The organism is Hoeflea sp. Naph1 (genome assembly GCF_046837775.1).
Lineage (GTDB): Bacteria > Pseudomonadota > Alphaproteobacteria > Rhizobiales > Rhizobiaceae > Hoeflea.
Map to the genome: position 1 here is coordinate 1,000,747 of NZ_CP177286.1, position 20,777 is coordinate 1,021,523.

The window sequence follows — 20,777 nt, forward strand, 5'->3', positions numbered from 1 at the left end:
TCGTTCCGGCAGATCGAAGGGTGACCGTGGGGAGTATTTCGAGCTCTATTCACCGAGCTACGGGCAGGGGCTTTGTTGAGATCGTGGAATATCGTGGTGGATATCGCGGCTATGGTCAATCCAATGTGTTTTCCAGCGCCTGCACTCTGGGCAAACAGAGGGCAGGGGAGCCTGAATGCGTATTATCACTTTGCAGAAGGTAACAACGTCGGTGCCCGAACCGTTGAAACCTTCTCGCGGAATTTCCGCATGGCCGAATTCTGGGCCCTTACCATCATCCTTTTCGCATTCGCCTTGCTGGTGGCCGAGTTGATCGAAAAGGTCGAATCCAAAGTCGAATTCTATGCAGGAGAAAGACAATGAAAATGTGTAGTGTAGCCGAGAACTACGTTATCGAACCGACAGAAATTCCGGCTATTCCAGTGGCTGGCACCGATAACATGTACCCCGTTCACCGGGTTTATTGCGTGGGGCGGAACTATGCCGCGCACGCAGTTGAAATGGGTCATGATCCCGATAAGGAACCGCCGTTTTTCTTTCAGAAGAACCCTGACAATCTGAATAGCGGCGAAAGGTTTTCCTATCCTCCTGCGACGAATGACGTTCACTACGAGATCGAAATGCTGGTGGCCCTTAAAAGCGGGGGCAAGGATATAGCCCTCGAGAAGGCACTCGATTGCATTTATGGATATGGGGTCGCCCTGGATATGACCCGGCGTGACCTTCAGGGGGAGGCCAAGAAGATGGGTCGCCCCTGGGAAGTCGGCAAGGCGTTTGAGGGGGCTGCACCATGCACGCCAATCGTTCCCGCTACGGCATCCGGTCATCCTTCCCAGGGCGCCATCTGGCTGGACGTTAACGGCGAACGCAAGCAGACCGGAGATCTAAATCAGATGATATGGAAAGTACCGGAAATGATCTCCTACCTTTCGGGCCTGTTCACGTTGATGCCTGGCGATATTATTTTGTCGGGAACGCCTTCCGGTGTTGGCCCAGTCAACCGAGGCGATGTCCTCAAAGGACATATCGACGGTGTTGGCGATCTTGAGATCCGCGTCGTCTGACGGAGCACAAGGCTCATCTCGACCCCATATTCCCGTTCGAGAAGAGATCGCCGGTGAGGACGATGTAGTGTTGTGGCAGGACGAATGTATTCCTGAGTACGACAGGATTGATTCTTACGGCGTAGGAGTTTCAACGAATGGAATAGTTCCTGCGGCGCGTCTAACTACAACTTTCCGTAAAAGGCGACCAGCTCGACCTGGCTGTTCACGTTTGTCTTCTGATAGATGACTTTCAACCGCTGCCGGATACTGGTCGCTTTCAGGCTCATCAGATCCGCAATCATGTTCGGTGTTTTGCCGGCTGACAGCAAATCCACGGTGGTGATTTCGGACTCTGAAAGCTGATAGTTGTCACGCAGGTGCTTCTGCTTCAAGGCATTCATGTTGCTGCATTCAGTGGTAATGACGCAGACTTTGAAGACCATGAAATAGTGCCTCAGGCTGGGTGGGATCTGGATGATCAAAACACTGGTGTTTTGATCATTCTCCCTGAATTGAAACGACTTGCTGAGTGAGATTTCCGGATCGCTTGCGCAAACGTCCCTGATTTCATCGTTCAAATCGCGGCTCATTTGCTTTGGCAGCAATTCCGAAACACGGACCTGATTGCCCAGGTTCCCGTCATTGTCCATGTTGAAACATTGTTCGCCATCAACGTCGAGGACATAGACCTTGGATTTCGTGCCTTTGAAGAACTGGGCAAATGCGGATATCCGCCTGTGGGCAATTTCATCAGCCTTGGCGACCGCCCTTTCCAGAATCGGGCGTATTTTCTCGATCAGCGCCATTTCTGTTTGTGAGATCGGCGGATGGTCATTGGCAAAATGCAGCATCAACCCCCAGTAGCCATTGGGTGTCAGAATGCGAACGGCAGTCAGAACGCCAAAATTGTGCTTGCAAAGAAAGTCTTTGTAGAAGGGCATCTCAGCCTTGGCTGCCCGATCAGGGAAGATGTCATCATCGGTCGAATAGCCTTTCTTGAGCATCAACGGGGTCACTTTTTCGCGCGGGTCGCGCAGGTGCCAACCGCCTTCAATATATTCCCCAAGGGTCATTTTCAGCTTGCTGGAGCATGACATCCACACGCCGCGAAAGGATGGGTCCGTGGGAACGAGAATCGCACCTTCAGCGCCGAAAATATCAACGACTTCATTGCAAACATCTTCCCAATGCTGGGCGTCTTCTGTTGCCAGATTGAGCGCATCGTCCAGGCGGTTCCAAGCGGTTTCCATAGGCGTCCCGAGCAATTGGTTGGATTGGAATTCATGAGATATACCAGATATCTCATGGTGGCACCCGGCATGAGTAACTATTTGATTTTGAATGCAACATGAACAGATAAATCTGTGACAATTCGCCTTGTCAGCCGCTTGTCAGATCTCGCCTCAGCGATGGATTTCGCCTGCTTTTTGCTCTTGGAGCAAAAGCGCCGCCGGAAATGGCCAATGAAAATTCAAAAAAATAGAACCGGCTGACTACCATATGGCAATTCAGTTAGGCTTTCTCCTGCAATACCCCAATACGTGATCCGCACTCTCAACCCTTGATGCGGAGCCAGCAGCGCACTCGGTTGTGCCGCAGTTGTTGATAGATTTGGATTGGGCGCACACCATGTTGAACCGCATTCTTGCCGCTACCGGGACATTGATCCTTATTCTTGCCGCGTCGTTGCCGGGGGCTCAGGCGCAGGAAACAGGTCTGTTGATAGCTGGTGATGCAGTCGTGACCGGGTTTTCCGGAGTTGTGGAGCCGGAGAAGGAAGAGCCGCCACTCGCAGCGTCCCAGGTTCTCGACGAAACATTCATTGACCTTGAGGGCATATCCGCCCGGATCAACAGTCTGGCTGCGCCGGGCTACATCTGGGATGGACGGACCTGGTATGCCGATGCCTATTTCGACATAAAGGCGCGCGATGTCGGCCAGGTTTTCGGAGTTGCGATCGACGATGACCGGTTCCCGAATGTCTATCTGGCGGCGTCGTCGGCTTATGGCCTGTACCGCGTCATGCCTGATGCCGACGACGATGGACGGCCCGAGCGCATAAAGGTTGGTGAGCCTGGCGCCGACTGGATGGACGGCATGTGGGGGACGGCTGACGAGACTGATACGAAACCGAGTCAGGGTGGTCCCGGTTCGATCTGGAAGGTTGATGGAAAATCCGGCAAGATAACGCTTTTCGCCAACATCAAGCACAATGGTGAAGACAATTCTGGCGCCGGACTTGGCAACATCACCTATGTGCCTGAATTCAAGCAATTGTTCGTATCGGATCTGTCGACCGGACTGATCCACCGCCTCGATATGGACGGCGTGGAAATCGAGACCTTCGATCACGGCGTCACAGGCCGCGCATCACTTGAAAAATCACCCTTGCCGTTTGACGCGTCAAATGCGCCGGATTTCGACAGCGCGGATTTTGATCCAGAAGATTCCGAGACCTGGGGCTTTGCCGACGAGGATCGCCGCGTTTACGCATTGGCGTTCCGCAACGGCCGGCTTTATTATTCTGTCGTTGGCGAAAGCCAGATCTGGTCTGTTGGTTTTGAGGAAAAAACCGGCGCGTTTCTGGACAGCGCACGGTGGGAGCTCGATGTTCCCGAAAGGCCGAAGAAACTACCTGTGACAGATATGCTGTTTACGCAGTCTGGCGCGATGGTTCTGGCGCAGCGCGGCGACGTCAAATCAACCTATGACTATGCCAATTTCGCCGATCACGGAAAGTCGCGCCTGCTGCGTTTCTGGCTAGAAACGCCTCAGGATGATCCCGATACGCCAAGCAGGTGGATCGCCGAACCGGAAGAATATGCTGTTGGCTTCAACGGGCAGGAGCGCTCGACCAATGGTGGCGTGGCGCTGAGCTATGGTTACGACAGCCAGGGCTATCTCGACACAACGTCTTGCGAAGCCTCGCTATGGACGACGGGTGAAAACCTGCGTGACAACAAGCTGCTGCAGGAAACGCTGCTTCTGGGTGGCTCACTGGTGATCGATGGCCTTCAGGGCATGCCGATCCGGCCAGTCAAGCAATATGAGAAATTCAACAATTCCCCTCCATGGGCGAGTTACATGTTCGACAATGATCAGTTCAACACTGATCTGGTTGATGAAGACGGCAGACCGACACCCTACAGCGATACAAACACCACCGGGTGGGTCGGCGACGTTGAAATTCTCCGCACCGGGTGTGATGGCGACGCTGTTGCAGGTGGCTGGCCCGAAGGCCCGTTTTATGTGAGTGATTTACCGTACACCGACGATGGTACAGGTGACGACACTCTGCCACCGCCGTCACCACTGCCAACCGCTCCGCAATGCGCTGCGATGACCGGGCAATTCTTCTGCGACGTGAAGACCGGCACTTGGATCTATGACGGCATATTGCGCGCCGAGCCGAACCAGATTGCTGACAAGGTGAAAATTGTTGCCAGCTCCCCCGGTGTGAGTGTCGTGGGCGGGCCATTGATGAGCTATTCCGTCCCCGGTATCCGTCTGACTTTGTCGGGCGGAGCTTCGGGTCAGCTGATCAGCACTGATGTTTGTATTTTTGACGAGGCCGAATCCCAAAAGGGCGGCCCATTCACCTGCTGCAAGGCAACAATTGCTGCCAGCGTTCCCGCTGAAGCATGCGAAAAGGCAGGAGAATGATCATGAGAAATTTCTTTGAAAGAGCGTCGTTCTTCCGGTCTGCAAAAATTTTCACTCTTGGCGCCATGTGTGCGTTGGCGGGTTTGGCGCCGACAGGTCTAAGTGCGCAGGATACTGAATCCGCAAATCCTTGGAGCTTCGAAAAAAACGCCTACAAACCGAACGGCACGCCATGGACCGGGCCCGTCAGTGTTGGCGATACCGTCAAGTATGTGTTGAGCTACACTGGCAACGACGTCGATTTTTCCGGGCCCGTGAAAATTGTCGACACGCTGTCGCCCAGCCAGACTTATGTGGCACCAACCACTGCGGCCCCCGGCTGGACCTTTGGAGCAACGCCCTATTCTTCCGGCAATATGGAAACATATATCAACCCGCAGATAGGGCCGCGAAATTATGTCAGCTTAACCGTGTCCGGTTTGGCTGCACCGGCTCCCGGCGATGGCACTACGCCGATCGTTGTTGACAGCGAGGTCTCTAACACGCCGCCAATTGATACACTTTTTTGCAATGGCGCCCCTGATCCCGATAAATTTGTCTGGGACAGAATAAACATACTGACAGGCGGCGCAGCAGGAACGCTGACAATTACAAAGGGGAACGGATCTCCTGTAACGCTTGACATTAACAGCAGCTCTACAGACTACCCGATGCCTGTCGCTATCGGCACCGGGTCGGAGCCACTTGCAATCGCCTTTATCCCTGGTGCGGGGTCACCTGCGGCAATTGATATCCAGGTTGGGTATGCTGCAGATAAAAATCCAGAAATTTGCTACCAGGCCGAAGTGACCACCTGTGGTCCGGTGACCAATACGGCTGTCATGGGCAGCGCGTCAGCTTCCGGCGCCGGTGAAACCAGCGTCAGCAAGATGGTCAATCTTGGCGAAGCGCAAGGAGAAAGCTGCGAAGCGCCTCCACCGCCGCCAACACAAGCATCCTGCTTGTCGGGCGATCCGACCATTGCCTGCGGCAGCGAACCCGGCACTTTTGTTGTGACGATTGATCCGCTCGGGGCAGGCGGCGAATTGCCTGCCTATGTCGAAGTGGATTCGCTTACGACTGGCATCACACTTTCATCGTCGACACATGTTGTCCCGGTTAGAAACGGCCAGGCGCAGTTCACGCTCGTCGGTGCAAATCCTGGCGATACAATCAAGCTTATGGTTTCCGGTTCCACTTTAGATCTGTCGTCTGAAACCGGCATGAGCATCTGCTGCAATGGCGAAATCGAAATCACCATTCCCGAAGACATCGAATGCGGCCACAATGGCTATGACCTTGCCGTTGCGAAAACCGGCGCCACAAGTCCGGCGCCGGAGGCACCTTACTATTCCTTTGAAATCACGGTCTCCAACCTCGGGGACGAGATTGGAGATGCCGGTTCAATCCAGGTCACAGATATTGTGCCCGACGGCATGGTCTTTGATACTGCCACTGGTACGGATTGGACCTGCGATAGTCTGCCCGCCAACGCCGGTGATTCAGTCGTTTGCACTTACACGGGAGCCGGACCGGTTGGTGCAGGGCAAGTTCTGTCGCCGATCAGCATTGCCGTGACGGCAACCGGAGAAGGACCTTTCGGCGCTTTCGAAAACTGCGCGATTGTCGGTACCGAAGAATCCGCAAATCTGCATGATGCGCATGCGTTCAACAATCAAAGCTGCGTGACAGTTGACAAGCCGGAAACCGATGATCCGACTGACGAAGTTGTGACGGACATCCCAGCCTATACGATCGAAAAAACCTGTGACGACAGCGACGCTGGCCTGCAATGCACGATCGTCGTCACAACAAATGGTGTTCCGTTTGACGGAGCTTTGACCATCAACGACACCCTCAATGTGGACGACACGAGCGGTATGAGCATCGTTGGGCCAGATGGCACGGCATGCGACGATGCCAGCATGTCTTGCACAATTACTCACAATACGATTTCCAGCTATAGCCCGCCAAATACGGCAACGTTCACAGTTGATATGCCAGCTTCAGACCAGGAAGGCTTGATGAATTGTGCCTCGGGCTCCCACTCAACCATGGCGCAGCAGTCAGATTGCGTCTTGCTTGGCGGTGATTTTGATCAACCCAATTCCCCGCCGGAAGTGGCAGGAACCTGTGAGACAGACTTCATCTTTGTCGTTGATAAATCAGGATCACTCAATGAGGACGCCAGCGGCAATTACAGCACACAACGCGCTAGCAAAGTGTCGATGGCGGTCAGAAACATGGCCAAAATTGCGGTCGGAAATGGATCGCAAGCCTCTTTGATCGAGTTTGATTCTGGTGCCACAGTTCCCACTACGATGAGCTCCGCCAGCCTTGACGCAATTGCCAGTTCCTATTGGATGTCAGCCGGTGGCGGCACAAATTGGGAGGCAGCGCTGATTGCTGCGGATTCAATCCTGCCCAATGGCGGCCGTGATACGATCATGTATTTCATTACGGATGGTCGTCCAACGGCTTATGTGGACGGCAGTGGCAACACGGTGAACCTGCCGGACAACGCTGCCTCGTGGCTCAGCGCAACCAATGAAGCAATTCCGGTGGTAAACAGTATATATGCGAAGGGCGTAAAAATAATTGGCGTCGGAGCTTCGGATTCCAACGGCATGTTCGTATCTACGTATTTGGATGCATTGCTTGGCGGAAATACCCAAGGTTCAAGTTTCTCCAATCTTCAGACAGATCTGGCGCAGAGCGTTGGGGATATGTGCCCGAATATTTTCTTGGACAAGTATATGGCAGGCACCAAGAGCAGGACCGTCAGGTTTAGCAGCGGCGATCCGGCGACCAAGCGCATTCCTGTCACGTTGACGGTTCAGAACCCGACCTCCAGCCCAATGACGTCAGTTGTTGTGGGAGATCGAATTCCCGCGGATCTAACCAATCCCGGCAATGATGTGGTGAGTGCGGGCACAGCCACCTTTACCGGGCAGAATTTCAGTTGGACGATCCCATCGCTTGCGGCGGGAGCAACCGAAACGGCGACTTTCCAGGTTGATATTGCGAAACCAACGGAAGGGCAATGTACCGCCGAGCGATATGGCACCAATTACGCTCAGGTCACTGCAGTAGACGGAAGTCTTCAATCAACCCCCAATAGCATGGACCCGACGGCGGGTCCGGTTGTAGAGGGAGATGAGTCCAGCGCGAAATACTGTGCTTACACGCAGGATTATACTCAAGGTACCTGCACCACCAATTCATTGCTGGTGGATAAATATCCGACCTTTGGGGAGGCGTGTGTACAAGGCTCCGATTGCGAGTTTGAGATCAAAGTCAGACAGAGCTGCCCAGCACTGGGTTACGATGGCCCTGTGTTCTTTGGTGATCAACTGACAACTGCCGGCGGCGATGTGATTGCACCGACCATTACATCCATCACCAATGATGTATCGCCGGTGGTGTGTGCCTACCCATCCCAGTGGGCGACGACAGCTGAGGGTCGCACTTGCACCGACAATCTGGTTCTGGCATCAAATGCAACCGCGACGTTTACGGTCTCCATGACCGCACCGCCTCCCGGGACCTCATACAAAAACTGTTTTGTTTCCGATGGAAATTCGCCCACCCCAACAGGTTTCGGGTCAGCAGTAAGCCCCACGACAACGGCGCGTGGAATATACGGAACCTGGGGCGATTGTACGACGTTCGAGGTTACCAGCAACAAGAGCCTAGTGGTTGACACCCCACCTGAACCATCGCCAATGCCAGAACTTTTCCTCGAAAAATCACCATCGGGCCAGTGCCGTGTCGATCGCGGCAATCAGACCTATGAATGCCCGTTTGACATTGAAATCACCAATCAGGGTGAGCAGCCGTTTGCCGGACCGGTGGTGATGACCGATGAGTTTGGCAAGGGTGGCCTTCGCGCCGGCAAATTGCTGGGCGAGGACTGGGATCTGACCTCTACGCGGGATGGCATCATCGGGCTGAGCGGCAATCTGCGTCTTGCCCCGGGACAATCGTCCACGATCGTTTCCACCGTGATCGTGCGTGGCCTGCGTAAGGGCGGCACATTCGATAATTGTGCAATTCTTGGACAGGGCGATAACGAGCGTCAGCAGCTTGCTCTTGTTCAGGCCATCATGAACCAGCGCGGCATCGATGTCGGCATGGTTGACGGCGCGATTGGTCCCAAAACGCGCAAGGGTCTTGTGCAGTTGCGGGAGCAGTTGAACCTGCCGCCGTCTGAGACGCTGGGTGACGTGTTCGAAGCGCTTGGCTTGAACGGAGAGGCTGCGGCGGCCTGTGCCAGTGTGCAATTGCCTAAAATGCCTGCGCTGCCCTTGAAATGCGATGCCCGCACAACGGTCAGGAAAGGCGAGAGTTGCCAATGCAAGTTCAGCCATTCTGCCAAATTGAGCGCAACCCAATGCGGCTGTGTAAGGGGTTACGAGTTGAAGGGCGGAAAGGGTTGCGTGAAGCTTGACGTTGCAAAGCCCAAACCTTCCAGACCAGCTCCGAAACAAGAATCCTGCCCGCGTGGATCTGTACGCGTGCCAGGCGCGGGGTGTGTCTCGGTCTCGATCGGACGCCCTAACAAGCCCGATCGGGATGAACCTGCTGGTACAGCTGAAGATACAAAACGCTGCCGCATCATGCTCAACGGCATATGCCTGAACTAGCAATTCAGTTCCTGTGAGCGGGCCATTGCCCGCTCACAGACATCCCCCATTTGCAACCAGAGGCAATTTGGACTGCGAACAATTCGGATCGAAGGACGGGCATAAACTTCTCGATGGAAAGAGACGAAATTGTGAGCAGCCCCACTTGAGTAGTCCAGCTTGAAAGTTGGTGCATGAACGGCCTTTGTACCATCGGGATAATGGCTTCTGGCGCGGGTGGGCGGTAGCCCAGAGCGCTGTGGCGGCGTTTTGTGTTGTATTGTTTTTTCCAGTTTTCGAAGAACAAGGCGTCTACGCGGGGGATTTGCACCGGCGTGCTCACGCGCCCATTTCGGTCGCTTAGTCCGCCTTTGTCGGAGCCCAAATACGGACTTCACATATGGCAATCTGTCGGCCGAAGTTGCGCCAAAACGGAGGGTTTCCTCGGGGCCAATCCGATGTTCATTGACTTGAAATGGGCCGGCCCACTCACTTGTCACTTTCTGCATATAGGGATCCATTTAAAGACATAAACATTTCTTTATATCACTATTGACATCACCACTGGTTTGCGGGAATCTGTAGTCATCGTGGTTCTCTGGTCGTCCCTCGGAGGGATGCTGGAGCTAAGAGGGAATTCGGTGAGCCTGGGCAAGCGCCAGGGCGATGCCGGAGCTGTCCCCGCAACTGTGAACGGTGAGCCGCTGTCCAACATGTCACTGAGGTATCTGCCTTGGGAAGACGGACAGGAGCGACGACCCGTAAGCCAGGAAACCTGCCTCGATGAACTGAAACGTCCACGGGCGGGGTGTCCCGGTGGTTGCGTGCAAAAAGACGGCTTGGCCGTCTTCCCTTGCACGTGCCCCCTTTACCCATGCCCCCAACCAATTGGGGTATGCCAATGTCCATTTCCAAAATTCCCGTCGCCACACTCGGCGTGCCGCGTATCGGCCGCCGACGTGAATTGAAGTTCGCGCTCGAAAGCTACTGGTCGGGCAAATTGCCAGTTGCTGATCTTCTTGATGCGGCGAAAAAACTCAGAGCCGCAAGTTGGACCGAACAGCGGGACCGGGGTGTCACCAAAATCCCGTCGAACGATTTCTCGCTCTACGATCACGTCCTCGACATCGCGGTGATGGTCGGGGCTATCCCCGAGACCTATGGCTGGTCTGGTGGCGATGTTGCGCTCGATACCTATTTCGCGATGGCGCGCGGCAGTCATGGGACAGCCGATCATCAGGGGTGTTCCCATGCAAACCACGGCCATGGCGTACCGGCGCTGGAGATGACCAAGTGGTTCGACACCAATTATCACTACATGGTGCCCGAGTTATCAGCCAACCAGGCCTTCACATTGACCTCGACCAAACCGCTGGATGAATTCCTCGAAGCCAAGGCGCTGGACATTCATACCCGCCCCGTGATCCTCGGCCCAGTCACGTTTCTCAAGCTCGCAAAGTGCAACGGAACAACCTTCGACCGCATGGCGCTGCTGCCGAAGCTGCTGCCTGTCTACGGGGCGCTGCTGCGCAAGCTCAAGCAGGCTGGTGCCGATTGGGTCCAGATCGATGAACCCTGTCTCGTGCTTGACCTCGATCGGACTGAGCGCAACGCGGTGGAACTGGCTTATCAGCACTTTGCGACGGACATCCCGGATCTCAAGATCATGCTGGCCACCTATTTCGGTGCGCTTGGTGACAATCTCGACCTTGCCTTGGGCTTGCCGGTCGCGGGCCTGCATATCGACCTGGTGCGGGCACCGCACCAACTTGAGCCTGTCGCTCGCCTGGCCCGCCACGATCAGGTGTTGTCACTCGGCCTGATCGACGGGCGAAATGTCTGGCGCGCTGATCTACCGGCGGTCCTCGACCGCATCAAGCCAAGCATAGCGGGCTGGCCGCTCAACCGCATCGAGATCGCCTCCTCATGCTCGTTTCTGCATGTACCCATTGATCTGGAACTCGAGACGGCGCTCGACCCTGACTTGAAACCCTGGCTCGCCTTTGCCGCGCAGAAGATGGACGAACTGGTGGTGCTCGGCCGCGCGCTTTCGGAAGGCAGAAGCGCCGTCGCGGAGGAACTGCACGCTTCCGCCGAGGCGGTAGCCTCGCGCGCTTCATCATCCAAGGTCCACTCTCCACTGGTCGAAGGGCGCGTGTCTGCTATCGATGAATCCATGATGCATCGGCAGGTAGCCTTTGCGGAACGGCAATCACAGCAGGCCGCAAAACTTGGGCTGCCAAGGTTCCCGACCACCACCATCGGCTCGTTTCCGCAGACGCCGGAAGTTCGCAAGGCCCGTGCGTCACATGCCAGGGGCGAATTGAGCTATGTCGACTATGAAACCTTTTTGAAGAAGGAGACCGAGACGGCAATCCGCTGGCAGGAGGAAATCGGTCTCGACGTGCTGGTGCATGGCGAGTTCGAGCGCAACGATATGGTGCAGTACTTTGGCGAACAGCTGTCCGGCTTTGCCTTCACCAAGCACGCCTGGGTGCAAAGTTACGGCTCGCGCTACGTTCGCCCCCCGATCATCTTCGGCGACGTGGCGCGTCCACACCCGATGACGGTGGCCTGGTGGCAATATGCCCAGTCGCTGACCGACAAGCGGGTGAAGGGCATGCTCACGGGGCCGGTGACCATTCTCAACTGGTCGTTCGTACGCGACGACCTTGCGCGGTCGCAGGTCTGCCGCCAGATCGCGCTGGCAATCCGCGACGAAGTGGTGGACCTGGAAGCGGCCGGTGCAGCGATGATCCAGATCGACGAAGCCGCCTTGCGCGAAGGGCTGCCGCTGCGCCAATCGGAATGGAAAACCTATCTTGACTGGGCAGTGGAGTGCTTCCGGCTGGCATCGACAGGCGTCAACGATGCAACCCAGATCCATACCCATATGTGCTATTCGGAGTTCAACGATATCATCGACGCGATTGCGGCGATGGATGCTGATGTCATCTCCATCGAGACCTCGCGCTCGAAGATGGAGTTGCTCGATGCCTTCAAGACCTACAAATACCCAAACGAGATCGGTCCCGGCGTCTATGACATCCATTCGCCGCGTGTACCTAAGGTCGCCGAGATGACGGAACTGCTCCAATTGGCGCGCGAACGTCTTGTCGACGCGCAGATATGGATCAATCCGGATTGCGGCTTGAAGACACGTAAATGGGAAGAAGTCCGCCCCGCTTTGGTCAATATGGTTGAAGCCGCCAGGCAACTCAGGGCCGCGATGTAACAAACAGATTCCGCCGGCCTGTCAGGTCGGCGGAATCGAACCCGTCCTACCCGCTATCTCCTGTTGTGCAAAAGCATCCGCACAACGAACAGCGCCGCGACAGAACTGGTGACGATGCCGATCGGCAATTCCTGCGGCGCAAGCAGCACGCGGGCCAAAAGATCGCTTGCAAGTACGATCGGCGATGGGCCGAGCGAGATGGGGGATCATCAAGCCGAGATACTTCCAGAACGCCGCCGCTGACTACGGTAGCTGCTCTTGTCCAGAGGGAGATCTATCCGAAAGGGATCTGTTTCCAACGGTGTATTGTCTCGGCTTTTCCAACTGCTCGATCAGTTCAGCGAACATGCGCGCCAGCTTCCGCGGACCTTCATGGGAGCCGTTGTAGCGCGCAAGACGGGCAGCTTCCCGTGACGCCGCCGCAAGCAGCGAACCTTGCGGCGGTTGCTCCATCAGCCAGCAAATAAACACCTCTTCAGGTTCCGGTAAATCCCGCTGAACAATGGCCTGACGATTTTCGGTCCATCTTAGTCCCATGTCAGTGTTCCGCCGTTGTGGAATTCGATGACGTGGGCTTGGAAGAAGCGTTTTTCCTCTTTGGGGTTCATCGCGTTCGACATCGGGGGAAACGGCTTTTTGACCTCGGTGGGCACGCGGATCAGGTCGCCCATTTCGCTCCGGGACGCTTGGGTCGACGTCCCCATGATCTCGGTCGCATCGAAGGAGCGGGGTGAGGCGTTGCGGCAGGTGACATGACAGCCGGTTTCACTGCCGGTGGGCGTCCTACTTGATAACGGTGTTGGAGAATTACTTGGTTTTATGTCGAATTCGGCGGTTGCAGGCATCATATTCCCCGATGGTTGGGGACGGGGGTCTTCAGCGAGCGCATGCCGGAATTCGAATGGCGTGAGCCCGCCGAATGCAAGCGCACACCAAGGACACCCCGCCCGTGGACGTACAAATCTATCGGGGCAGGTCTCCTGGCTTGCAGGTCGTAACTTCTGTCGGGCCTTCCCGGCGACATCCGCGCCAGTGGCTAGAGTTCGACAGCAGCTCGCTGCTTACAGTTGCGGGGGCAGCGCCGGCATCGCGAAATGCTCACCGGCTTCCCTCTTAGCTTCCAGATCTAACCAGACCCGGAAGAACCTCGATGACTACATATAGCAGGCACGCGATCGAGATTGTCAACTGGTAGATCGAAGAGGGAGCTATACCCTCTCCAAACGCTGAGTTGGGGAGCGGCATACGCTCATACCGCGCTCCAAGCTGTTTCATACCGTTGGCCGATGGGGGCGATTGGGACCTCAAAGGTCTGCTCTCGCTGGCTTGTACGTGCTTATTCGGTTCGGAACCGATCCCCATACCGTGGTCGGTAAACCAGGATTTGAACCAGGCCTACTTGCCGCGCTTCTGGCCCAGGCCCATTTCCTTGGCAAGACGCGAGCGCGCCTCGGCATAGGCCGGCGCAACCATCGGATAGTCGGCAGGCAGATCCCATTTTTCACGGTATTGATCGGGAGTCAGCCCATGATGGCTCATCAGGTGGCGCTTGAGCGACTTGAATTTCTGACCGTCTTCCAGACAGATCAGATGATCATTCTGGATCGAACGACGCACCGTGACGGCAGGTTTTTGCTTCTCCAAAACCTCTTCTACGGGCACCGTTGTGCCGCCGAGTGCCGCGTGCACCTGGCTGATCAAATTTGGCAGATCATTTGCAGCAACAGAATTGTTGCTCACAAAAGCCGCGACAATTTCGGCCGTCAACTCGATGAGGAGATCAGCGCCGTAGCCTTTAGCTACTTCAGTCATAATCAGATTCCATTTTTAAATTGAGCAGGTTGTCTATCCGGGTGGAGCAAATTTGGCGCACCACATGACTCATTCCACATAACGAGCAAGTAAGGGGCGGCTATCTAAATTTCAAGCATAAACAATTGCTAAGCCATATCCGGCGCCGTTTAATGGATGGAGACGTGCGATAGGTCGCGCGATGGTTGAAGTAAGGCAACATCTGCCATGGAAAATCAGCGAGGCCAGGCAGGAAGGCGATCATCAATCATATGATCTGGCGAAGAATGTTTTCCAGATGCATGGAGCATCGAACTCCGCAAAGCTGAAGTTCCGGCCGAATTATCGCTGCAGCATTTTCGTGGATTTATGGCTGAACAACTTGGCACTGTTGGTAGGGCAGGTTGCGGAGTTCGGGCGGCGATTACAGACTTCACAGAAATTCTTTGCCACGCTGAACTCATTGACGATCCTGTATGATAAGACCTCACCTAGCGAGGGTCGGTGATGTTGAATTTGTCAGCAGCTAGGTATTTTCTGGAGGTGGCGCGCCTGCATTCCATCCGCTCAGCGGCGGATCGTCTGCATGTCGCCCCGTCAGCGATCAGCCGTCAATTGACCAAGCTTGAGCATGAATTCGATGTGCAATTGCTCGAGCGTCATTCAAACGGCGTCCGATTGACCGAAGCGGGAGAATTGCTGGCCAAGCATCTGGCCGTGGTTTTCGACAGGGTCGACGTTGCAAGGGGTGAGATTTCCGATCTCAAGGGGCTCAAGAGCGGGCAGGTGTCGATTGCGACGGTCGAAGGGGTGACCAGACCATTCCTGTCTGACAACATCGCCAACTTCAGGCAGAATTTTCCGTCAATCGATTTTCGTGTGCGAATCCGTGGCCGTGAAAGGGTATTGGACGCGCTGGAAAAACATCTGTGTCAGATCGGCTTCATCTACGATCATTTCTCCCACCCCTCTCTTGAGACTGTCGGCAAGTGGCGCCAGCCTTTGCTCGCATTGGCCCGACCTGACCACCCTTTTGCCGATGGGCGCGCGCTGAAGTTAAACGACCTTTTGCCGATGGCTTGTGTGCTGCCAGACGACAGCTTCGGTATTCATCATCTGGTCAACCGCGCCTTTGCCAAGCTCGGCGCTACACCGAACGCAAAAATGGTGGCGGATCAATTCCATTTTCTCATCGCCCATGCGGTCCGGATCAATGCAATCATCTACCTGCCGCTCCAGGCAGCCATGACAGAGGTCAAGGCAGGCCAGATCGTGCCTTTAAACCTTGACTGCAGCGACTTTGATCATCGCTATATCTATGCGGTGGTTCGCCATGACCAGCAGCTGGCACCAGCAGCATCCGCGTTTCTGCGCTTCATTCTGGCGGAATTCCAGGCGGGCGAGAAATCCGATGCGGAGCTGCTGGCCAAGCTACGCCATCGTCAGGCGTGAAGCTCGATGGTGATGTCAGCTTCCACCGGGGCGTTCATGCCCAGTTCGTGTTGGGTCAAGGCAGCGCGGGCGTGTTTGCCGTTTTCTTCGCCCCATAGCTCAACGAAAAGATCGGACGCGCCGTTGAGCACCAGATGCGGTTGGGTGAAGCCGGGGGCACAGGTCACATAGCCGATCATCTTGATGATCCGCTTGACGCGGTCCAGATCTCCCAGGACCTTCTTCATCATCGCCAGATGGTTGATCGCCATCAGGCGCGCAGATGCGTAACCTTCCTCGATGGTCAGGTCAGAGCCGACCTTTCCGACATAGGGCAGCACATCATTGTCGTGTTCGTCCGGTTGCGTCCCCAGAGTTCCGGAGGTGTAGAGAATGTTGCCAACGACAACGCCGGGCAAATAATTGCCGATCGGCTTTGGTACGCGCGGCAGGATGATGCCCATTTCTTTCAGGCGGCCTTCGGTCTGGTGCGACATGTGGTGCAATCCTCGTTTCAACTGGGTCAAAGTTACCCGGAAGAATTCGAGGGGGGAGCATCAAACGTGCAACACGGCTTTGCCGAATCGGTAACGCCGTATCTGTTTGTTTCGACAGGAATTCGATTAAAGTAAACAAAAACAAGCTGATGCCGGAGGAACTCGGAATTGGCACCAAAACCCGGTCGCTAGGCATCTGCATTTCGGCGCTGGTGTTTTCTGAAGCTGCTCATAAGATTTGCCCACCACAGAATGAGAAAGTGACGTCTTGAAACATCAGTCTCTTGCCCATATCGCCCACAGTCTGCGGCTTAAAAAGGTTTCGGCCTCTGCGCTCCTCGCGCAGGCCATCGACCGCTTCGAATCATCTGAAACCGTTGTTCATGCCTATAAGCACTGGGCCGGCCCGCAAGCTGCAAGGCAGGCGGAGGCCGTCGATGTCTTTCTCAGTGCTGGGCATGATCTCGGACCGCTGATGGGCATGCCTGTATCGGTCAAGGATCTCTACGGCGTGCCCAACATGCCGGTGTTTGCAGGCACTGACACTGCTTTTCCGGAAAGTTGGCAAACGGCCGGCCCGGTGGTGCAGTCGGTGATTGCACAGCTCGGCATCGTTACCGGCAAGACCCACACGGTTGAATTTGCCTTTGGCGGCATCGGCACCAATCCCCATTGGGGCGCGCCGGTCAATCCATGGTCAGCCAAGGACGCACCGCGTGCAGCGGGTGGTTCCAGTTCGGGCGCGGGAGTGTCACTGGCCCAGGGATCCGCCCTGGTCGCGCTGGGGACCGATACAGCGGGCTCTGTTCGCATACCGGCGGCTTTTACCGGCCAGTGCGCCCTGAAAACGACCCACGGGCGCTGGTCGTCGAAGGGCATCGTGCCGCTGTCGCCTTCGCTTGATACCCCCGGTTTGCTGTGCGGCACCGTTGAAGATCTGGCCTATGCCTTTGTCGCAATCGACGGCGGGGAAAGGGGCGCCATTGCGCCGCAGGACCTGGCTGGTATGCGCATCGGGGTCATCGAGAATGTTGTCTGGGACGAGATTGATCCAGCCATCGCCGTCAACACCGAAGCCGCGCTGACCACCCTCGAGCGCAAGGGTGCGGTTGTCTCCAGGGTGACTTTGCCGGGCATTGATGCGGTTTTGGAGATCTTCCGCCGCGGTGGGCTGGCGGCGCCCGAACTGCGCAACTTCATGGACGCCAATTGTCCTGATCGTATTGCCCGGCTTGATCCGATGGTGCGGGCCCGGGTCGAGGATGCGGATCAGATTTCCGCGACCGAATATCTGCGCCGCCGCGATGTACTGGCAAATTCCGGACGGGCAGCATTACCGCTCTTTGACCAGTTCGATGTGCTGGTCTCGCCCACCATTCCGATCAGCGCACCGCTGCTGTCCGAACTGGCGGATGGCGCCGCCTATCGCACCGCCAACATGCTGGCCCTGCGCAACACGGCTATCGTCAACCTGCTCGGTTTGTGCGCCTTGACGCTGCCTTCGGGTCTTGACGGCAACGGCATTCCATCCGGCTTGCAACTGATTGCACCGCCAATGCAGGAAAAACGTCTTTTGGCGATGGCCATCAGCGTCGAATCCGCTATTGGTCGCGCGCCTGACCTGCTCGGTCGCCCGACGCTCCTATCATCCGCAACCTAACTCAAACACCACCAACAGGAGACACCATGTCTATCAAGAAACTTGGTTTGACTTTGGCGACAGCGCTGACACTCAGCTTCAGCGGCGCAGCTTACGCCGCTGAATTCAACTTCACATTTGCCCACGTGCTGACCGAAGACACTCCGAATGCGCGGGCTGCCGTGCGTTTCAAGGAAGAAGTCGAGGCCAAATCAGACGGTCGCATTGAAATCAACATTCGTCCTGCCGCACAGCTGGGCGGCGATGTGGAGATTATTGAACAGACGCAGATGGGTCTGGTTCACATCTCGATCCCGCCGACCGGCAACCTAGCCAACTTCAATGAGAAAATGTACCTGTTCGACCTGCCGTTCCTATTGAGCGACAATGAGGCGATGAAACGCGTTCTGGACGGCGAAGTCGGCACTGAACTGCTCGGCACGCTCGGTGGCAACAATTTGCACGGCATCGCCATGTGGGGCGCAGGCTTCCGTCACATGACCAACAATGTGCGCCCGATCAACGGCCCGGACGACCTCAAGGGCATCAAGATGCGCACGCTGCAGGCGCCGACCATCCTGTCGACCTATCGTGCCTATGGCGCCAACCCGACCGCCATGGCCTATGTCGAAGTCTACAACGGTCTGCAGCAGGGTGTTGTCGAAGGGCAGGAAAATCCTTTGGCCAACATCGACTCGATGCGCTTTTATGAAGTCCAGAAATACATGACGCTGACCGGCCATGCCTATCACACCTATGCCGCAGTCATGAACCTGCAGGCCTGGGAGAGCCTGCCGGAAGACCTGCAGAAAGTGGTTGAGGACGCCATGATCGTGGGCCGTGACGCTGCGCGTGAATACACTATTGAAGACGAAGCGCGCATTCTCGACGCCATCAAGGACCAGATCGAAATTCAGGAACTGTCTCCCGAAGGTCGCGCTGCTTTCGTAGAGGCGTCCAAGCCGATCTATGAGGAATTCCGTCCGAAGGTCACGCCTGAACTGATGGACAAGGCGCTCGCCGCCTCCAAGGGTTAATCCTAGTGCAGGGGGCTGGTCTATGATCGAAGGATTGAACCGCATTGTTGACTGGATTGAAAATGTCTCTGTCACCTTGCTCATTCTGACCGCAACGGTTGTTGCCATCGTGCAGGTTATCGCGCGCTATGTCTTCAACAACTCGCTGTTCTGGTCGGAGGAACTGATCCTTTATTCGCTGATCACCATGAGTTTTTTGACCATGGGTATGGGGGTTCGTTATGCCTCCCATATCAGCGTCGAGGCAGTCTATGCGATTGCCAGTCCCCGCATGACCCGCGTACTTCAGATCGTGGCGTCCAGCCTCGGTCTGATCTTTGCCGGCGCGCTGATTTATTATGGCACCAAATTGTCGATCAACACCTCGCGCATGGGGCAGCTGTCGCCCGCCATGCGCATACCCGTTGGCTATATCTACTTGGTGATTCCACTTTCAGGCAGCTTCATGATGCTGCGGTACCTGTTGGTCATTAAATTTCTTCTGACCGGGCGTGAATACATCGCGCCGCAGGTCGACGTGAAAACGAGCTGAGGACGCCACCATGTTATCAGCACTTGTTCCGGCCTTCTTTGGCCTGCTGCTTTTCGGATTGCCGATCTTTGCAGCGCTCGCGCTTTCCGTAGGACTGGTGTTCTACTTCTGGGGTGGAATCGACCCCGTTGTCGTGCCGATGCGGATGTTCTCCGGCATGAACAACTTTTCGCTCATGTCGATCCCGTTTTTCATTCTTGCCGCCGAGTTGATGCGCATCGGCGGTCTGTCGGACCGCCTCATCGGTCTGGCACGTGCGATGATCGGCTGGCTGCCCGGCGGCTTGGCCGCTGCAGCTGTCGTCGCTTGCCTGATGTTCGGATCGATTTCCGGGTCGAGCCCCGCAACGGTGATTGCCATTGGTGCGATCATGTATCCGGCGATGGTTTCGGCGGGGTACGACAAATACTTCTCGATCGGGCTGATCACCACGGCGGGCACGTTGGGCCCGATCGTGCCGCCTTCGATTGCCCTGATCATCTATGGGTCGGTCACCGGATCGTCGGTGGGCAAACTGTTTGCCGCCGGCCTGTTGCCTGCCATGCTGATCGGCGGAATCCTGATCGTTTACGCCTCCGCCTATTCGATCCACAAAGGCTACCCGCGGGATGCCTTCCCGACCGTCAAGAACGTGCTGATTGCCTTCAAGCGTGCCGCCTGGGGCCTGGGCTTGCCGGTCATTCTGCTCGGAGGCATTTACACCGGCGTCTTTACGCCGACAGAATCCGCTGCAACCGCATGCCTTTATGGCTGGTTTGTCGGTGTGGTGGTCTACCGCACGATCTCGTTCAAGGGCATGCTGATCGTGCTGCGCAACACCGGGCTGATTTCAGGGCCGCTTTTGCTGATCACTGCCGGGGCATCGGCGTTTTCCTGGCTTCTTGCCAGCACCGGTGCACCCTCGCAACTGGCGACCTACATCCTGTCGGGGACCGAGAACCCGGTGATTGTGGTGGCGCTGTTCAACCTGATCCTGCTGATTGCGGGCTGCTTCCTCGACAGTGCCTCGGCGATCATCATCCTGGGTCCGTTGATGCAGCCGATCGCTGCACAGGTCGGTGTTGATCCGATCCATTTCGGCATCATCATGCTGGTCAACCTCTCGGTCGGAATGCTGACGCCACCAGTGGGGTTGAACCTGTTCGTGGCGATGGGGGTCGCCAAGATGACGCTGTTCGAGATTTTCCGCGCAGCCATCCCGACCATCCTGCTGATGGTGGTAGCCCTGATCATTCTGTCCTATGTGCCGATAATCAGCATGTGGCTGCCAAACCTGATGTACTGATCATCCCGGTCGCCCGG

The 20,777-nt window shown here is 56.1% G+C and carries 17 protein-coding genes, 1 pseudogene and 2 riboswitches; of the genes and pseudogenes, 11 read left to right on the plus strand and 7 right to left on the minus strand.

Translation table 11 applies throughout. From position 1 onward, the window contains the following. Positions 1–96: 96 nt before the first annotated feature. Together ACK6D9_RS04760 and ACK6D9_RS04765 are read left to right on the plus strand one after the other, a co-directional pair. Positions 97–363 carry a hypothetical protein gene (locus ACK6D9_RS04760; protein ID WP_412050831.1) on the plus strand — a complete coding sequence of 89 codons (267 nt, stop codon included), beginning with the start codon at positions 97–99 and terminating at the stop codon, positions 361–363. Continuing rightward, a complete protein-coding gene (locus ACK6D9_RS04765; protein ID WP_412050832.1) occupies positions 360–1,064 on the plus strand; it encodes a fumarylacetoacetate hydrolase family protein in 705 nt (234 codons plus the stop codon). Before ACK6D9_RS04760 ends, ACK6D9_RS04765 begins: the two co-directional genes overlap by 4 nt. 164 nt (positions 1,065–1,228) lie before the next feature. Here ACK6D9_RS04765 and ACK6D9_RS04770 read toward each other — a convergent pair whose 3' ends face one another. Beyond that, on the minus strand, positions 1,229–2,296 hold the full coding sequence (locus ACK6D9_RS04770; protein ID WP_412050833.1) for a helix-turn-helix transcriptional regulator: 1,068 nt from the start codon (positions 2,294–2,296) through the stop codon (positions 1,229–1,231). A 379-nt stretch (positions 2,297–2,675) separates the two neighbouring features. Here ACK6D9_RS04770 and ACK6D9_RS04775 point away from each other — a divergent pair, with 379 nt between their 5' ends. Further along, a complete protein-coding gene (locus ACK6D9_RS04775) occupies positions 2,676–4,709 on the plus strand; it encodes a hypothetical protein (protein WP_412050834.1) in 2,034 nt (677 codons plus the stop codon). Between the two features lie 2 nt (positions 4,710–4,711). Beyond that, a complete protein-coding gene (locus ACK6D9_RS04780) occupies positions 4,712–9,334 on the plus strand; it encodes a VWA domain-containing protein (protein WP_412050835.1) in 4,623 nt (1,540 codons plus the stop codon). A 169-nt stretch (positions 9,335–9,503) separates the two neighbouring features. Here ACK6D9_RS04780 and ACK6D9_RS04785 read toward each other — a convergent pair. Further along, a pseudogene (locus tag ACK6D9_RS04785) lies at positions 9,504–9,620 on the minus strand (integrase core domain-containing protein); the annotation flags it as partial. A gap of 267 nt (positions 9,621–9,887) precedes the next feature. Continuing rightward, positions 9,888–10,111, plus strand: a riboswitch (cobalamin riboswitch). A gap of 103 nt (positions 10,112–10,214) precedes the next feature. On the opposite strand from ACK6D9_RS04785, the gene metE reads away from it, so the two are divergent. Further along, a complete protein-coding gene (metE, locus tag ACK6D9_RS04790; RefSeq protein WP_412050836.1) occupies positions 10,215–12,548 on the plus strand; it encodes a 5-methyltetrahydropteroyltriglutamate--homocysteine S-methyltransferase in 2,334 nt (777 codons plus the stop codon). 53 nt (positions 12,549–12,601) lie between these two features. Here metE and ACK6D9_RS04795 read toward each other — a convergent pair whose 3' ends face one another. From ACK6D9_RS04795 to ACK6D9_RS04810, 4 genes are all read right to left on the minus strand, one after another. After that, positions 12,602–12,697, minus strand: coding sequence for a hypothetical protein (locus tag ACK6D9_RS04795; protein ID WP_412051737.1), 96 nt, complete (start codon positions 12,695–12,697; stop codon positions 12,602–12,604). A gap of 94 nt (positions 12,698–12,791) precedes the next feature. Beyond that, on the minus strand, positions 12,792–13,085 hold the full coding sequence (locus ACK6D9_RS04800; protein WP_412050837.1) for a hypothetical protein: 294 nt from the start codon (positions 13,083–13,085) through the stop codon (positions 12,792–12,794). Further along, entirely contained in the window at positions 13,076–13,219 is a 144-nt protein-coding gene (locus ACK6D9_RS04805; protein WP_412050838.1) for a ribonucleoside-triphosphate reductase, read from the minus strand. Before ACK6D9_RS04805 ends, ACK6D9_RS04800 begins: the two co-directional genes overlap by 10 nt. 281 nt (positions 13,220–13,500) lie before the next feature. After that, positions 13,501–13,713, minus strand: a riboswitch (cobalamin riboswitch). Between the two features lie 230 nt (positions 13,714–13,943). Further along, positions 13,944–14,360: a MucR family transcriptional regulator gene (locus tag ACK6D9_RS04810; protein ID WP_412050839.1), complete on the minus strand. Its 417-nt coding sequence runs from the start codon at positions 14,358–14,360 to the stop codon at positions 13,944–13,946. 181 nt (positions 14,361–14,541) lie between these two features. Here ACK6D9_RS04810 and ACK6D9_RS04815 point away from each other — a divergent pair, with 181 nt between their 5' ends. After that, entirely contained in the window at positions 14,542–14,847 is a 306-nt protein-coding gene (locus tag ACK6D9_RS04815) for a hypothetical protein (protein ID WP_412050840.1), read from the plus strand. Then, on the plus strand, positions 14,847–15,791 hold the full coding sequence (locus tag ACK6D9_RS04820; RefSeq protein ID WP_412050841.1) for a LysR family transcriptional regulator: 945 nt from the start codon (positions 14,847–14,849) through the stop codon (positions 15,789–15,791). The genes ACK6D9_RS04815 and ACK6D9_RS04820 overlap by 1 nt, the downstream gene beginning before the upstream one ends. Here ACK6D9_RS04820 and ACK6D9_RS04825 read toward each other — a convergent pair. Continuing rightward, positions 15,782–16,267 (minus strand): RidA family protein, encoded by a 486-nt coding sequence (locus ACK6D9_RS04825; protein ID WP_412050842.1) that lies wholly within the window; start codon positions 16,265–16,267, stop codon positions 15,782–15,784. The two genes, ACK6D9_RS04820 and ACK6D9_RS04825, sit on opposite strands and share 10 nt — an antisense overlap. 268 nt (positions 16,268–16,535) lie before the next feature. On the opposite strand from ACK6D9_RS04825, the gene ACK6D9_RS04830 reads away from it, so the two are divergent. Genes ACK6D9_RS04830 through ACK6D9_RS04845 form a run of 4 tightly spaced genes read left to right on the plus strand, consistent with a single transcriptional unit; the run spans position 16,536 to position 20,760 of the window. Then, complete coding sequence (locus ACK6D9_RS04830; protein WP_412050843.1) at positions 16,536–17,927, plus strand: amidase; 1,392 nt, start codon at positions 16,536–16,538, stop codon at positions 17,925–17,927. Between the two features lie 26 nt (positions 17,928–17,953). Continuing rightward, positions 17,954–18,943: a TRAP transporter substrate-binding protein gene (locus ACK6D9_RS04835; RefSeq protein ID WP_412050844.1), complete on the plus strand. Its 990-nt coding sequence runs from the start codon at positions 17,954–17,956 to the stop codon at positions 18,941–18,943. 22 nt (positions 18,944–18,965) lie between these two features. Next, on the plus strand, positions 18,966–19,475 hold the full coding sequence (locus ACK6D9_RS04840) for a TRAP transporter small permease (protein WP_322990631.1): 510 nt from the start codon (positions 18,966–18,968) through the stop codon (positions 19,473–19,475). 10 nt (positions 19,476–19,485) lie between these two features. Then, positions 19,486–20,760, plus strand: coding sequence for a TRAP transporter large permease (locus ACK6D9_RS04845; protein ID WP_412050845.1), 1,275 nt, complete (start codon positions 19,486–19,488; stop codon positions 20,758–20,760). The last annotated feature ends 17 nt before the right edge of the window (positions 20,761–20,777 follow it).

Bases quoted from the DNA above. Each gene is read 5' to 3' on its own strand.
- ACK6D9_RS04765 (WP_412050832.1), top strand. From the start codon at position 360: ATGAAAATGTGTAGTGTAGCCGAGAACTACGTTATCGAACCGACAGAA.
- ACK6D9_RS04840 (WP_322990631.1), top strand. From the start codon at position 18,966: ATGATCGAAGGATTGAACCGCATTGTTGACTGGATTGAAAATGTCTCT.
- ACK6D9_RS04800 (WP_412050837.1), bottom strand. From the start codon at position 13,085: ATGGGACTAAGATGGACCGAAAATCGTCAGGCCATTGTTCAGCGGGAT.
- ACK6D9_RS04805 (WP_412050838.1), bottom strand. From the start codon at position 13,219: ATGGGCGACCTGATCCGCGTGCCCACCGAGGTCAAAAAGCCGTTTCCC.
- ACK6D9_RS04835 (WP_412050844.1), top strand. From the start codon at position 17,954: ATGTCTATCAAGAAACTTGGTTTGACTTTGGCGACAGCGCTGACACTC.
- ACK6D9_RS04780 (WP_412050835.1), top strand. From the start codon at position 4,712: ATGAGAAATTTCTTTGAAAGAGCGTCGTTCTTCCGGTCTGCAAAAATT.
- ACK6D9_RS04775 (WP_412050834.1), top strand. From the start codon at position 2,676: ATGTTGAACCGCATTCTTGCCGCTACCGGGACATTGATCCTTATTCTT.
- ACK6D9_RS04770 (WP_412050833.1), bottom strand. From the start codon at position 2,296: ATGGAAACCGCTTGGAACCGCCTGGACGATGCGCTCAATCTGGCAACA.
- ACK6D9_RS04815 (WP_412050840.1), top strand. From the start codon at position 14,542: ATGGTTGAAGTAAGGCAACATCTGCCATGGAAAATCAGCGAGGCCAGG.
- metE (WP_412050836.1), top strand. From the start codon at position 10,215: ATGTCCATTTCCAAAATTCCCGTCGCCACACTCGGCGTGCCGCGTATC.
- ACK6D9_RS04825 (WP_412050842.1), bottom strand. From the start codon at position 16,267: ATGTCGCACCAGACCGAAGGCCGCCTGAAAGAAATGGGCATCATCCTG.
- ACK6D9_RS04845 (WP_412050845.1), top strand. From the start codon at position 19,486: ATGTTATCAGCACTTGTTCCGGCCTTCTTTGGCCTGCTGCTTTTCGGA.
- ACK6D9_RS04810 (WP_412050839.1), bottom strand. From the start codon at position 14,360: ATGACTGAAGTAGCTAAAGGCTACGGCGCTGATCTCCTCATCGAGTTG.
- ACK6D9_RS04820 (WP_412050841.1), top strand. From the start codon at position 14,847: ATGTTGAATTTGTCAGCAGCTAGGTATTTTCTGGAGGTGGCGCGCCTG.